Origin of the sequence: Pseudescherichia sp., from assembly GCF_031979925.1 — a bacterium.
Taxonomy (GTDB): Bacteria; Pseudomonadota; Gammaproteobacteria; order Enterobacterales; family Enterobacteriaceae; genus Pseudescherichia.
On the sequence record NZ_DALZFB010000015.1, the window covers coordinates 58,516 to 72,628 of the forward strand.

13 protein-coding genes and 1 other annotated feature are annotated in these 14,113 nt (G+C 57.1%); of the genes, 7 read left to right on the plus strand and 6 right to left on the minus strand.

Annotation, left to right across the window (positions count from 1 at the left end):
- Positions 1–18: 18 nt before the first annotated feature.
- Complete coding sequence (locus RTM13_RS18790; RefSeq protein ID WP_312214110.1) at positions 19–1,419, plus strand: PepSY-associated TM helix domain-containing protein; 1,401 nt, start codon at positions 19–21, stop codon at positions 1,417–1,419.
- On the opposite strand, the gene dgcN is transcribed toward RTM13_RS18790, so the two are convergent.
- Positions 1,405–2,613, minus strand: coding sequence for a diguanylate cyclase DgcN (dgcN, locus tag RTM13_RS18795; RefSeq protein WP_312214138.1), 1,209 nt, complete (start codon positions 2,611–2,613; stop codon positions 1,405–1,407). The genes RTM13_RS18790 and dgcN overlap by 15 nt on opposite strands.
- A 149-nt stretch (positions 2,614–2,762) precedes the next feature.
- Complete coding sequence (locus tag RTM13_RS18800) at positions 2,763–3,137, minus strand: DUF2799 domain-containing protein (RefSeq protein WP_312214112.1); 375 nt, start codon at positions 3,135–3,137, stop codon at positions 2,763–2,765.
- A gap of 231 nt (positions 3,138–3,368) precedes the next feature.
- On the opposite strand from RTM13_RS18800, the gene aroF reads away from it, so the two are divergent.
- The 3 genes from aroF (at position 3,369) to RTM13_RS18815 (ending at position 6,511) form a co-directional block, all read left to right on the plus strand.
- A complete protein-coding gene (aroF, locus tag RTM13_RS18805; protein WP_312214114.1) occupies positions 3,369–4,439 on the plus strand; it encodes a 3-deoxy-7-phosphoheptulonate synthase AroF in 1,071 nt (356 codons plus the stop codon).
- 9 nt (positions 4,440–4,448) lie between these two features.
- Positions 4,449–5,570, plus strand: coding sequence for a bifunctional chorismate mutase/prephenate dehydrogenase (gene tyrA / locus RTM13_RS18810; protein ID WP_312214116.1), 1,122 nt, complete (start codon positions 4,449–4,451; stop codon positions 5,568–5,570).
- 68 nt (positions 5,571–5,638) lie between these two features.
- Positions 5,639–6,511 carry an SMP-30/gluconolactonase/LRE family protein gene (locus tag RTM13_RS18815; RefSeq protein ID WP_312214118.1) on the plus strand — a complete coding sequence of 291 codons (873 nt, stop codon included), beginning with the start codon at positions 5,639–5,641 and terminating at the stop codon, positions 6,509–6,511.
- Here the strand turns inward: RTM13_RS18815 and pheA are convergent.
- The 4 genes from pheA to bamD all read right to left on the minus strand — a co-directional run bounded on the left by pheA (position 6,508) and on the right by bamD (position 9,279).
- The gene (pheA, locus tag RTM13_RS18820; protein WP_312214120.1) at positions 6,508–7,668 is read right to left on the minus strand and encodes a bifunctional chorismate mutase/prephenate dehydratase; all 1,161 of its coding nucleotides are present in this window, start codon (positions 7,666–7,668) and stop codon (positions 6,508–6,510) included. The genes RTM13_RS18815 and pheA overlap by 4 nt on opposite strands.
- A gap of 39 nt (positions 7,669–7,707) precedes the next feature.
- Positions 7,708–7,833 (minus strand) — a sequence feature (Phe leader region).
- Positions 7,785–7,832, minus strand: a complete 48-nt coding sequence (gene pheL, locus RTM13_RS18825) for a pheA operon leader peptide PheL (protein ID WP_181016674.1) — start codon at positions 7,830–7,832, stop codon at positions 7,785–7,787. Its footprint overlaps the feature before it by 48 nt.
- 104 nt (positions 7,834–7,937) lie before the next feature.
- Positions 7,938–8,273, minus strand: a complete 336-nt coding sequence (gene raiA, locus RTM13_RS18830) for a ribosome-associated translation inhibitor RaiA (protein ID WP_312214122.1) — start codon at positions 8,271–8,273, stop codon at positions 7,938–7,940.
- Between the two features lie 268 nt (positions 8,274–8,541).
- Positions 8,542–9,279: an outer membrane protein assembly factor BamD gene (gene bamD, locus RTM13_RS18835; RefSeq protein WP_312214126.1), complete on the minus strand. Its 738-nt coding sequence runs from the start codon at positions 9,277–9,279 to the stop codon at positions 8,542–8,544.
- Positions 9,280–9,412: 133 nt separating this feature from the next.
- On the opposite strand from bamD, the gene rluD reads away from it, so the two are divergent.
- The 3 genes from rluD (at position 9,413) to clpB (ending at position 13,826) form a co-directional block, all read left to right on the plus strand.
- A complete protein-coding gene (gene rluD, locus RTM13_RS18840) occupies positions 9,413–10,393 on the plus strand; it encodes a 23S rRNA pseudouridine(1911/1915/1917) synthase RluD (protein ID WP_312214128.1) in 981 nt (326 codons plus the stop codon).
- Complete coding sequence (gene yfiH, locus RTM13_RS18845) at positions 10,390–11,121, plus strand: purine nucleoside phosphorylase YfiH (RefSeq protein WP_312214130.1); 732 nt, start codon at positions 10,390–10,392, stop codon at positions 11,119–11,121. The genes rluD and yfiH overlap by 4 nt, the downstream gene beginning before the upstream one ends.
- A 131-nt stretch (positions 11,122–11,252) precedes the next feature.
- Positions 11,253–13,826 (plus strand): ATP-dependent chaperone ClpB, encoded by a 2,574-nt coding sequence (clpB, locus tag RTM13_RS18850; RefSeq protein WP_312214132.1) that lies wholly within the window; start codon positions 11,253–11,255, stop codon positions 13,824–13,826.
- Positions 13,827–14,113: the final 287 nt, after the last annotated feature.

Consider the following 14,113-nt stretch of genomic DNA (forward strand, 5'->3'; position numbering starts at 1 on the left):
GCCTTAGAAAGGAAAAGTATGACTATCTGCACTTCGCGCGCGGCATGGGTAAACCTGCTGCGACGTCTTCATTTCTACATCGGCCTCTTTGTGGGCCCGTTTATCTTTATCGCTGCCCTCAGCGGGACGCTCTATGTCGCAACCCCACAGCTGGAGAGTGCGCTCTATCACGATGCGCTCTACGGTACCGTTACCGGTGAGCATCAGCCGTTGGCCGAGCAGGTGGCGGTGGCCGAGAAGGTGACCGGCGGAACGCTGCGTCTGCACGCCGTCCGCCCTGGGCTTATCGACGGGGAGACGACGCGGGTGATGTTTGCCGATCCGCAACTCGGCGTCTCGGAGAACCGGGCTATCTTTATCGATCCCGTGACTTTGGCGGTAAAAGGCGATATGACCGTCTATGGCACCAGCGGCATTCTGCCCCTGCGCCAGACCATCGACTACCTGCACCGTTCCCTGCTGCTGGGAGACGTTGGGCGAATTTACAGCGAGCTGGCCGCGTCGTGGATGTGGATCGCTGCCCTGGGTGGCATTGCGCTGTGGTGGTTTACCCGCCCGAAACGGCGGATTACCAACCGGGTACAGAATCATCGCCGTCTGCACGTCAGCCTGGGGTGGGCTCTGCTGGCGGGAATGCTGCTCTTCTCTGCGACCGGTCTGACCTGGTCGCAGTGGGCCGGTGGGAACGTTGATAAGATGCGTGCGGCGCTGGGCTGGATGACGCCGCAGGTCAATACCCAGCTGCACGGGCCTGCTCAGCCTGCCGATCCCCATGCGGAGCATCATGCCCATCACGAGCACCATGAGGGGATGACGATGACGATGCCGATGGCGGAGAACGACGCCGACAGCGTCCAGTATGATGAGGTGTTGCAGGTTGCCCGACAGGCGGGCATTGATGCCTCTCGTCTTGAGATCCGTCCGCCGCGCAGTGCAGACATGGCCTGGACGGTGACGGAGATTGACCGGGCCTGGCCAACCCAGGTCGATGCCGTGGCGATCGATAGTCACGCCATGACGGTGATTGACCAAACGCATTTTGCCGACTTCCCGCTGATGGCGAAGCTGACCCGCTGGGGCGTCGATTTCCATATGGGCGTGCTGTTTGGTCTACCAAACCAGCTGGCGCTGATCCTGTTTGGCGGCATGCTGTGCGTCAGCATCGTGGTGGGCTACCGGCTGTGGTGGATCCGCCGTCCGGCAAGGGGCGGCGTCAGTCCGGTGCAAACCCTGGTGCAGAGCTGGCTGGCGCTGGGTGGAGGAGGGCGGCTGATAACCCTGGTCCTCGCCGTGCTGATTGGCCTGGCGCTGCCGGTGCTGGGCACCAGCCTGCTGCTGTTTATCGCTATTGATATTCTGCGCTGGCGGCGGGCCAGTGCCGCACCGCTGCAGCCAGAACAGGAGTCAGGGCGTCTTTGAGTGGCGCTGCTTGACCTTGTACATGTTCTTATCCGCCAGCTCCAGCAGGCTATCGGCGCTGGCGTGCTCCCAGGCCAGCGCATAGCCGATACTGAGGGTCATCATGGTCGTCGTGCCGTTGTGCAGATCGAAAGGCTGATAGAACTGCTGGGCCAGCGCGCCTGAGAGACGCTTAACCTCATGCTCGCTGTGCACGCCGGTGAGGATCATTGCGAACTCATCCCCACCCAGGCGGTAGACCATATGCTGTTTACCGCCGAAGTCAGTTAACCGTTTCGCGACTTCAATCAGCACGCTATCGCCAACGGCGTGGCCCCATGTATCGTTGATAAATTTGAAGTTGTCCCCATCCAGAAACAGCAGCGCCGAGCAGCTCTGGGCGGCTTCATCCTTCATCAAGGTGGTGATGGCGTTGCGAAAAGCGGCGCGGTTAGCCAGCCCGGTTAGCGGATCGTGCAGGGCGGTACGCAGCAGCAGGGCATTGTGCGCCTGTAAACTCAGCTGCCACTCCTCCATCTCATCCAGCAGGCTGTTAAAGTCCTGACCAAAGCGATGAAACTCTTCAATACGCTCGTCGGCGACGCGGCGGGAAAAGTTACGGTAGGTCCGCACGTCATGCACCACGTCGGTAATATTTTGCAGGGCGTTAAACACGCCGTTATGCAGATAGCGGCTGATGGCAAGCGCCACCGCAGAAGCAAACAGGATAGAGCCGGTTAATACGCCAAGAGAGAGCAGAACAAAATGACCGATCAGGCTGGCCTGGGCAGTCAGGCGCAGCTCGCCGATCTGCGTGCCGTCGTGCATGATTGGCTGGGTAACCGGCTGGGAAAGCAGCCCCTGACGGATCAGCTCGCTGGCTTTGTCATAGCTGGTTTCCGGCGTCGAGGACCAGCCCGCCACAACGTGCTGTTTCGTGTCTCGCACCTCCGCTGCGCTATAGAGTTCGCGCTGGCCGAGCGTAGAGAGCGTATCGGCAGCGGCGGAGGCGTCGTTGCGGACAAGCGCGAACTCCAGGCTACGACTCATGGTCGCCCCCGTCAGCTCTAAATTGCGCTGGGCATACTGTTTAAGCGTTAGCACCGAGGTGACGGAGATCAGAAACCAGACCAGCGTCATCGTAATAATCACGTTAATAATATTGATTCGGCGTAGGGTGCGCTTAAAGGTTGGGCGTGAAAGATCCGTATTCATCATTATTTCCCCGCAACGACGGCTAACTATTACACGTAGCAGAAAAACAGCGTTTACCTGCATAGACCCTTGTACGATCGTGGTTATTTTACCCTGGCCAGAGCAGGCGTGATCGCGACTTATTCACAGATTGGATAATATTACGGCTGTTAATTGAGGATGGCGTCGCGGGTTCCCTCTTTCATCCCCGCTTGCCAGGCACTACGCAGCTGAGTGGCGCTCTCTTGCGTATCGCAGCCGACAGGGTAGATTTTACCCGCACGGCCCCAGGCATAGAGAAAGTCGTCGTGGCAAATTCTTTTCAGGCCTTCTTTGTAGCCTTGCAGATAACGGTTTCGATCAACGTCGGCATCGTTATGTAACGCAGCCAGCACGCTGTTCTCTTTGACTACCGCGCCGGAGAGGGCGTCGTCTTTTCCGGCGCTGTACCAGTCCGTGCCAGTCCAGGTGGGAGCATGTGTGTAAGGTTCAACTGAACAGCCAGACAGCAGGATCGCTAATAGTGCGTACTTTCCAGGTTTCATTGTCGTGCTCCTTTTTCTTTTATTAAAGCGTAGCCTGGTTGCCGTTACGTTGCTTGGTGTGCATTTAAGTTTACAGAAAAAGCGCAAATAAGTTGCTATTCAGGGGCTATTGTAAACTATTGTGTACGTAATATGGATTGAAATCTTTACCGATTATGTTACTGTTAGGTCATTCTCTACTGAGAACACTATCGCAACGAACTATCGCAATAAATGACCAGGATCGCCATCATGCAAAAAGACGCGTTGAATAATGTCCATATCGCCGACGAGCAGGTTTTAATCACTCCGGAACGCCTGAAGGCGGAGTTTCCGCTGACGGCTGAGCAGGAGGCGCAGATCTCTCAATCGCGCCAGACTATTTCCGACATCATTGCCGGGCGCGATCCGCGTCTGCTGGTGGTCTGTGGGCCTTGCTCCATTCACGATCCTCAGGCGGCCATTGAGTACGCTCACCGCTTTAAAGCCCTTGCCGAGGAGGTCAGCGATAGCCTCTACCTGGTCATGCGCGTCTATTTTGAAAAACCCCGTACTACCGTCGGCTGGAAAGGGTTGATTAACGATCCGCACATGGATGGTTCGTTTGATGTCGAAGCCGGGCTGAAAATTGCCCGTAGCCTGCTGGTGGAGCTGGTCAGCATGGGCCTGCCGCTGGCGACCGAAGCGCTGGATCCCAACAGCCCGCAGTACCTGGGCGATCTCTTTAGCTGGTCGGCCATCGGGGCACGTACCACCGAGTCCCAGACCCACCGTGAAATGGCCTCCGGCCTCTCAATGCCGGTCGGATTTAAGAACGGCACCGACGGCAGCCTGGCGACGGCAATCAATGCTATGCGCGCGGCGGCAATGCCGCACCGTTTTGTCGGTATCAACCAGGCCGGTCAGGTGTGCCTGTTGCAGACCCAGGGCAATCCGGACGGACATGTGATCCTGCGCGGTGGCAAAGCGCCGAACTACAGCCCGGCGGACGTGGCTCAGTGTGAGAAAGAGATGACCCAGGCAGGCCTGAAGCCGGCCCTGATGGTCGACTGCAGCCACGGGAACTCCAATAAAGACTACCGTCGTCAGCCTGCGGTAGCGGAATCCGTCGTGGCGCAAATTAAAGATGGCAACCGGTCAATCATCGGCCTGATGATCGAGAGTAATATCCATGAAGGTAATCAATCGTCAGAGCAGCCGCGCAGCGATATGAAGCACGGCGTCTCCGTAACCGATGCCTGCATCAGCTGGGAGACCACCGATGCGCTGCTGCGTGAGATCAACAAACATCTGCGTGGGCATCTGGCAGCACGTCTGGCTTAAGAGGTTGTTATGGTTGCTGAATTGACCGCCCTGCGCGATCAAATTGATGAAGTGGATAAGGCGCTGCTGGCCCTGCTGGCCAGGCGTCTGGATCTGGTGGCCGAGGTGGGCGAGGTTAAGAGTAAATATGGCCTGCCGATCTACGTTCCCGAGCGTGAGGCTGCCATGCTGGCCTCCCGCCGTCAGGAGGCCGAAACGCTTGGCGTGCCGCCGGATCTGATTGAAGATGTGCTCAGGCGCGTGATGCGGGAGTCCTACTCCAGCGAGAACGATAAAGGGTTCAAAACTCTCTGTCCGACGCTGCGCCCGGTGGTTATCGTGGGCGGCGGCGGCCAGATGGGGCGGCTGTTCGAGAAGATGCTGACCCTCTCCGGCTACCAGGTGCGTATCCTGGAGAAAGAGGACTGGGCGCAGGCGGCCAGTATTGTCGCCGACGCTGGAATGGTAATTGTCAGCGTGCCGATTCATGTCACCGAGCAGGTGATTGCTTCTCTGCCGCCGCTGCCGGAGGATTGCATCCTGGTCGATCTGGCATCGGTAAAAAGCGGGCCGCTACAGGCGATGCTCAGCGTGCATAAAGGGCCGGTGCTGGGGTTGCATCCGATGTTCGGTCCGGACAGCGGCAGCCTGGCGAAGCAAGTGGTGGTCTACTGCGACGGTCGCAAACCGGAAGCCTACCAGTGGCTGCTGGAGCAGATTCAGGTCTGGGGCGCGCGACTGCACCGCATCAGCGCCGTCGAGCACGATCAGAACATGGCCTTTATTCAGGCGCTGCGTCACTTTGCGACCTTCGCCTACGGACTGCATTTGGCGGAAGAGAACGTGCAGCTGGAGCAGCTGCTGGCGCTCTCCTCGCCTATCTACCGCCTGGAGCTGGCGATGGTTGGGCGGCTCTTTGCCCAGGATCCGCAGCTCTATGCGGATATCATTATGGCCTCAGAGAGCAATCTCGCGCTGATCAAGCGCTACTACCAGCGCTTTGGCGAAGCGATCGAGCTGCTGGAGCAGGGCAACAAGCAGGCGTTTATCGACAGCTTCCGTAAGGTTGAGCACTGGTTTGGCGACTACGCCCAGCGCTTCCAGAGCGAAAGCCGGGTGCTGCTGCGGCAGGCCAACGATAACCGTCAATAGGTTAAAAGCTGTATATACTTTAAGGCCAGTGGGTTACCCGCTGGCCTTTTTACTGTATGGGAGTCTCTATGGCTGAGCCGCAACTGCTGTTTGATTACACCGGCCATCTGCCGGAATGTCCTGTCTGGAGCGAATCGGAACAGGCGCTGTACTGGGCTGATATTCTGGAGGGGGAGATCCACCGCTACCATCTGGCGACCGCTGAGCATACCGTCCTGCGGTTTCCGGAAGAGGTGGGTTGCTTTGCCCTACGCGAGAAGGGCGGCTTTATCGTTGCGATGCGTAGTGCCATCTGGCTGGCGGACAAGCGTGGCCTGCTGACCCATAAGGTGTGTGATAACCCCTCTAACCCGGAGCTGGCGCGCTTTAACGACGGCGGAACCGACCATGCTGGGCGCTTTTACGCTGGCACGTTCTGGGCACCGCAGGATTACAACGGCGCGCTGCTGGTGCGGGTCGATAACGATCTGACTCCGAAGGTCATCCAGTGCGATATCCTCGGGGCCAACGGGCTGGCGTTTAGTCCGGACGGGAAGTGGATGTACACCTCCGATACGCCGCAGGAGGTGATCTACCGCACGCCGCTGGATGAGCAGGGCGAGCCTGGCAAGCGCGAAGTGTTCCGAACCTTTAAGAAAGAGGAGGGGCAGCCGGATGGTGCAGCGACGGACGTTGAGGGCTGCTACTGGAGCGCACTGTATGACGGCTGGCGCATCGCGCGTTTCTCTCCCGAGGGCGAGCAGCTTGAAGAGTACCGACTGCCGGTGCGCTGCCCGACCATGGTCTGCTTTGGTGGTGAGGATATGAAGACGCTGTTTATCACCACCACCCGGGAAAATATGAAGAAAGATGAGCTGGCGAAGTTTCCGCTCTCCGGGGCGATCTTCACCCTGCCGGTGAACGTGGCAGGCGTGAAGAAATCTCCCTTTATTGAGCGTTAGGCCGGATCGACCGGCACGACGTTCTCGCCGGGATAGCAGCCCAGCACCTTCAGCGAGCGGGTAATCTCTCCCAGCTCGCGCAGGGCTTTCTGCATGGATGCAGACTCCAGGTTGGCCTGGATATCCAGATAGAACATCTCCTCCCACGGATTGCCGTAGATAGGTCGCGACTCCAGCTTGGTCATGATCAGGCTGTGATTACGCAGCACCAGCAGCGCTTCAACCAGCGCACCGGCCTGCTGGCCCGTGGCGATCAGCAGCGTCGTTTTGGCCGGAACCTGATCGGAGACGTTAACTGGTTTACGCGCCAGGACAATAAAGCGGGTGATGTTTTGCGTCTGGTTCGCCAGGTTACGCTCCAGCACCTGCAAGCCGTACAGCGCGCCGCCCGCTTCGCTGCCCAGCGCTGCCACCTGAGGCGAGTTAGCCTGGGCCACTTTCTCCATTGCCGCCGAGGTGCTCTCGGTATACTCAATTTTCCACTGCGGATAGCGGTTTAAAAATTGGCTGCACTGCTGGAAGGGCTGCGGGTGGCTATAAACCGTTTCGATTTTACTCATATCGGTAGTGCCCGAGACCAGCACGCAGTGATCGATCGGTACGGTCATCTCGCCAACAATGGACAGGGTGGTGTGCTGGAGCAGATCGTAGACGTCGTTAATTGCCCCGGAGCTGGTGTTCTCCAGCGGTACGACGGCATAGTCAGCCTGGCCGGTCTCCACCTGCTGAAAGATATCGTGGAACCTGGCGCAGCCGCTCTCAATAAACTGTTCGAAGTGGCGCGCCGCATACTGACGCGCGGCCAGGTGTGAATAGGATCCTTTGGGACCAAGAAAAGCGATCCGCGCTGAGTGCGGGTTGGTTTTATTGAGATGCTGCTGGAGCAGGGCCTGCTGGGTCAACACGGAGTCTTCAATAATTAGCTGGAACAGGCGGGTAATATAGTGCGCATCGAGATGGTGCGTTTTGCCCAGCTGGATCAGGTGCTCCAGCAGATCGCGTTCACGGTCGATATCGCGCACCGGGCGGTGGGAGGTGAGCTTGGCCCTGCCCACCTCAACGGCAAGCTGGCGACGCTCGGCCAGCAGCGCCAGCAGTTGCTCATCCAGGGCGCTTATCTTTTTACGCAGATCCAGCAGCGGGTTTTCCGGTGTCATAGTGTTGCCTTAGTCATTATCGTTATCGGTCTGTCAGCCATAAAAAAGGCCCCCCGGTTTGGGAGGCCTTGCTGTTCGTCTTCGCACACGCTCTTATACGACGAAACGCCTCCCGTTCAGGGGAAGGTAAAAAAGCGTGCGAAGAAAAACGGCGTCTGTTTCATGGGTAATTCCTGTGCGTGTCTGCAAGTAAAGTAACCGTACTGTTTTCACCCTGTCAATAAAAAACGCGCCCGAAGGCGCGTGGATGAGACACTCAATGTAAAGGACTACTCTTCTTCTTCCACGAAGCTGGCGTCTTTCACCGAGGTGGTGGCACGACGGGCTTCGCCTTTGTGCTGCACTTTATTGAGCTGCCGTTCCAGCTTGTTAATCAAGTCGTTGATAGCGGTGTACATATCATCGTGTCGGCCGCTGGCAACCAGCTGTCCGTTTGGGGTATTAATGGTTGCGTCGGCAACGAAACCCTGTGGCTCTTTCGAGAGGATGATATGGGGGTTAATCAGATGAGTTTGCCACTTTTCTAGCTTGGCGAGACGGTCTGCGACATGCTGGCGAATAGCCGGAGTAATTTCCATTTGTTTACTGGTAATGTTCATTGTCATAGATGTTACCTCTTGTCTTTTCCGTCCAGGTAACCTCAGCATAACGAACCTAAGGTCAAAAAGTGTGATTAAGATCACGTATTTTTGTCACTTTTTGTCAAGGAGGACTTTTTGTGAGGCAGGACAGGAAGAGGTGAGATTTCCCTTGAAGGATGGGGGAAGGGGAGTCATAGTTGATAAGTTGTGTAGCGGCACTACTTCTTTAGGAGCAGCCGAAACCGCATAAAAAAACGGCAGCCCGAGAGCTGCCGTTTAGTTTTTCAAGCGATCAGGTATTGCTGCTGTTAGCCGCAATAATTTTCGCAACTTTTTCCGCCTGCGTGGTCATCTGCATCTGGCGGTAGGCGTTTTCCATCAGCGGCAGCGCGTTACGCGTCGCCTGGGTGTCCGGGTAGTCGCGCAGCATGCCTTCTACACGGTTCACTACCGCAACCCACGCCCCGCGTTGGGTGTAGTACTCCGCCACGGAGTACTCATACTTCGCCAGGCGATCTTTCAGGAAGATAAGGCGCTTGGTGGCATCGGTGACGTACTGGCTGTTCGGATAGCCGCGCACCAGCTTCGAGAAGTCGTTAAACGCATCGCGGGCGTGCTGAGGGTCGCGGTCGCTACGATCGACGCCGAAGAAACCCTGTAATGCACTGTCGTCCAGCGCCATGTCGGTCAGGCCACGCATATACATCACGTAATCGATGTTCGGGTGAGTCGGATTCAGACGCATAAAGCGATCGATGGCGGCCTGAGCCAGCGGCAGATCGGCATTTTTATAGTAGGCGTAGATCAGATCCAGCTGAACCTGCTGGGAGTAGGGTCCAAACGGATAACGGTTATCCAGCGCTTCCAGTTGCGTTATGGCCTGTTTCCAGTTACCGTCCTGCAACTTTTGCTGGGCAGTCGCGTAGATCTCATTAGGCGGATTATCAGGCACCTCTTCCTTTGAACCGGAGCAACCCACCAAAGCCAGGCTCAACGTGGCGGCTGCCACCAGATATTTCATGCGCGTCATGACGTTTTGACTTTCCTCAAAATGTTTATGCGGGAGGATTCTCTGTTCCTGCTCCCGATTAAGACCAGCTACAATAGCACACTATATTAAACGGCGAAGCCGTAAAAACCCAAGGTTAACGAAGAAGCTGTCTATGGCACAACTAGTACAACTCACCGCAACGGTGTCCGAAAATCAACTCGGTCAACGCTTAGATCAGGCATTGGCCGAAATGTTCCCGGATTATTCACGTTCGCGCATAAAAGAGTGGATCCTTGACCAGCGCGTGCAGGTCAACGGCAAAATCTGCGACAAACCCAAAGAGAAAGTATTGGGAGGCGAGCGCGTCGCCATCAATGCGGAGATCGAAGAAGAGGCGCGCTTTGAGCCGCAGGATATCCCGCTCAACATCGTCTATGAAGATGACGATATCCTTGTTATCAACAAGCCGCGCGACTTTGTTGTTCACCCCGGCGCAGGCAACCCTGACGGCACCGTGCTGAATGCGCTGCTGCACTACTATCCGCCAATCGTTGACGTGCCGCGTGCGGGCATCGTCCACCGCCTGGATAAGGACACGACCGGCCTGATGGTTGTCGCCAAAACCGTCCCGGCCCAGACCCGACTGGTAGAGTCCCTGCAGCTGCGTGAGATCACCCGTGAGTATGAAGCCGTTGCCATTGGCCATATGACGGCGGGCGGTACGGTGGAAGAGCCAATCAGCCGCCACCCGACCAAGCGTACCCACATGTCGGTGCATCCGATGGGCAAGCCGGCGGTCACCCACTACCGTATTATGGAGCACTTCCGTGTCCATACGCGTCTGCGTCTGCGTCTCGAAACAGGCCGTACGCACCAGATCCGTGTTCATATGGCGCACATTACCCATCCGCTGGTGGGCGATCAGCTCTACGGTGGCCGTCCGCGTCCGCCGAAAGGAGCGTCTGACGAATTTATCGCCGCGCTGCGCCAGTTCGATCGCCAGGCACTGCACGCGACCATGCTGCGTCTCTATCACCCGATTACCGGCATCGAGATGGAGTGGCATGCGCCGATCCCCCAGGATATGATCGATCTTATCGACGCCATGCGCGCCGATTTCGAAACCCATAAAGAGGACGTGGACTGGTTATGACATCGCTGATTGTTCCGCAGTGGCCGCTGCCTGAAGGCGTCGCGGCCTGTAGTTCTACCCGCAACGGCGGCGTGAGCCTCGCCCCCTGGGACTCTCTGAACCTGGGCGCACACTGTGGTGACAACCCTGAGCATGTCGAGGAGAACCGTCGTCGGCTGTTCGCCGCAGGCGGCCTACCCTCAAAACCCGTCTGGCTGGAGCAGGTGCACGGTAAGACCGTACTGACGCTCTCCGGCGAGCCTTACGCCTCTAAGCGGGCAGATGCCTCTTACAGCAATACACCCGGCACGGTGTGTGCCGTGATGACCGCCGACTGCCTGCCGGTGCTGTTCTGTAACCGTGCGGGGACCGAAGTGGCTGCGGCACACGCGGGCTGGCGCGGCCTGTGCGCGGGCGTGCTGGAAGAGACGGTGGCCTGTTTTGCAGATAAGCCGGAAAACATCATCGCCTGGCTTGGACCGGCCATTGGTCCCGACGCTTTTGAAGTAGGCCCGGAAGTACGCGACGCTTTTATTGCTGAAGATTCGAACGCTTCAGCGGCATTTCGTGCGGCAGGTGAAAAATATTTTGCCGATATCTATCAGCTCGCCCGTCAGCGATTGGCACGCGTCGGCGTAGACGCTGTCTACGGTGGCGACCGTTGCACCTTCAGCGAGCAGGATGAATTTTTCTCTTATCGCCGCGACAAAACCACCGGGCGCCTGGCAAGTTTCATTTGGCTGATATAACCTAAAGAATCAAGACGATCCAGTACGTGTAACATTCTTTGTACATAATTTAGATCATTAACCTTGAATAATTGAGGGATGACCTCATTTAATCTCCAGTAGCAAATTTGACCTGTATTATGGGAGGAGTTATGCGTCTGGATCGTCTTACTAATAAATTCCAGCTGGCTCTTGCCGACGCTCAGTCACTCGCGCTGGGGCAAGACCATCAATTCATCGAACCACTTCATCTTATGAGCGCCTTGCTGACACAGGAGGGGGGATCGGTACGTCCGTTACTCACCTCTGCTGGTGTCAATGCAGGCCAGCTCCGCACCGCCATTGACCAGGCGCTGAGCCGTCTGCCGCAGGTAGAGGGTACCGGCGGCGACGTACAGCCGTCACAGGATCTGGTGCGTGTGCTTAACCTCTGCGACAAGCTGGCGCAGAAACGCAACGATAACTTTATTTCGTCAGAGCTGTTTGTTCTGGCTGCGCTGGAGTCGCGCGGCACGCTGGCCGATCTGCTGAAAGCAGCGGGAGCGAATACCAACAATGTGACCCAGGCAATTGAACAGATGCGCGGAGGGGAAGGCGTGAACGATCAGGGGGCCGAAGACCAACGTCAGGCCTTAAAGAAATTTACCGTTGACCTCACCGAGCGTGCCGAGCAGGGCAAGCTGGATCCGGTGATTGGTCGTGACGAAGAGATTCGCCGTACTATTCAGGTGCTGCAACGCCGTACCAAAAATAACCCAGTGTTGATCGGCGAGCCGGGCGTGGGTAAAACCGCCATTGTGGAAGGGCTGGCACAGCGTATCGTTAACGGCGAAGTACCGGAAGGGCTGAAGGGCCGTCGGGTGCTGGCGCTGGATATGGGCGCGCTGGTGGCCGGGGCGAAATATCGCGGTGAGTTTGAAGAGCGCTTAAAAGGCGTGCTGAGCGACCTGTCAAAGCAGGAAGGTAACGTCATCCTGTTTATCGACGAGCTGCACACCATGGTGGGCGCAGGTAAAGCCGATGGTGCCATGGACGCCGGGAACATGTTGAAACCGGCTCTCGCCCGCGGTGAGCTGCACTGCGTCGGCGCGACCACGCTGGATGAGTACCGTCAGTATATTGAGAAAGATGCGGCCCTGGAGCGACGCTTCCAGAAAGTGTTCGTTGCCGAGCCGTCGGTTGAAGATACCATCGCTATTCTGCGTGGGCTGAAAGAGCGCTATGAGCTGCATCACCATGTGCAGATCACCGACCCGGCCATCGTGGCGGCCGCGACGCTCTCTCACCGCTACATCGCCGATCGCCAGCTGCCGGATAAAGCTATCGACCTGATCGATGAGGCGGCATCCAGCATCCGGATGCAGATCGACTCCAAGCCGGAAGAGCTGGATCGTCTGGACCGGCGCATTATCCAGCTCAAGCTGGAGCAGCAGGCGCTGATGAAAGAGTCCGATGACGCCAGCATCAAGCGTCTGGAGATGCTCAACGGCGAGCTGGCCGATAAAGAGCGCCAGTACTCTGTGCTGGAAGAGGAGTGGAAGGCCGAGAAAGCTTCGCTCTCCGGAACACAGACCATTAAGGCCGAGCTGGAGCAGGCAAAGATTGCCATTGAGCAGGCCCGCCGCGTTGGCGACCTGGCCCGCATGTCCGAGCTGCAGTACGGGAAAATCCCCGAGCTGGAGAAACAGCTTGAGCAGGCAACGCAGGCGGAAGGTAAAACTATGCGCCTGCTGCGTAACAAGGTAACCGATACTGAGATCGCCGAGGTGCTGGCGCGCTGGACCGGGATTCCGGTGGCTCGCATGATGGAGGGCGAGCGCGAGAAACTGCTGCGTATGGAGCAGCAGCTGCATAGCCGCGTGATTGGCCAGGACGAGGCCGTTGAGGCGGTATCGAACGCCATTCGCCGTAGCCGGGCAGGTCTGTCCGATCCAAACCGTCCGATTGGCTCCTTCCTGTTCCTTGGGCCAACCGGGGTAGGGAAGACTGAGCTGTGCAAAACGCTGGCTAACTTTATGTTCGACAGCGACGATGCAATGGTGCGTATCGATATGTCCGAGTTTATGGAGAAGCATTCCGTGTCGCGGCTGGTGGGTGCGCCTCCAGGATACATTGGCTATGAAGAGGGTGGCTATCTGACCGAGGCGGTTCGTCGTCGTCCCTACTCCGTGATCCTACTGGATGAGGTAGAGAAAGCGCATCCGGACGTATTCAACATTCTTTTACAGGTGCTGGATGACGGACGCCTGACGGACGGGCAGGGGCGGACGGTCGACTTCCGCAATACCGTGGTGATTATGACCTCGAACCTGGGTTCCGATCTGATCCAGGAACGCTTCGGTGAGCTGGACTACAGCCATATGAAAGAGATGGTCATGGGCGTAGTGAGCCACAGCTTCCGTCCGGAGTTCATCAACCGTATCGATGAGGTCGTGGTATTCCATCCGCTGGGTGAGAAACATATCGCCTCGATTGCCCAGATCCAGCTGCAGCGTCTCTATAAGCGTCTGGAAGAGCGCGGCTATGAGGTGCAGATGTCTGACGATGCGCTAAAGCTGCTGAGCGCGAACGGTTACGATCCGGTGTATGGGGCACGTCCGCTGAAACGCGCTATCCAGCAACAGATCGAGAACCCGCTGGCGCAGCAGATCCTCTCCGGCGAGCTGATTCCAGGCAAAACGGTACAGCTGGTGGTGAAAGACGACCGCATTGCTGCCGTGCAGTAACATGTATTAAGTAGTTAAAAGCATAAAACGGGCCTTCCGAGGCCCGTTTTTGTTTAAAAACCAGGCTAAAATGTGCTTTGAATCACCCTTTTGCCTAAAATTTAGGCTATCGATAACTTTTTTTAATTTTATACTTGTCAGCTCCGAATAACTCCCTATAATGCGCCTCCACTGACACGGAACAACGGCATACAGGCCGCCGGGTCAGCAGGAACTTCTCCGGAAGTTCTGCCAGAGAAAAGCGAAAAATAAACGCTTGACTCTGGATGAGGAAAACGTATTATACG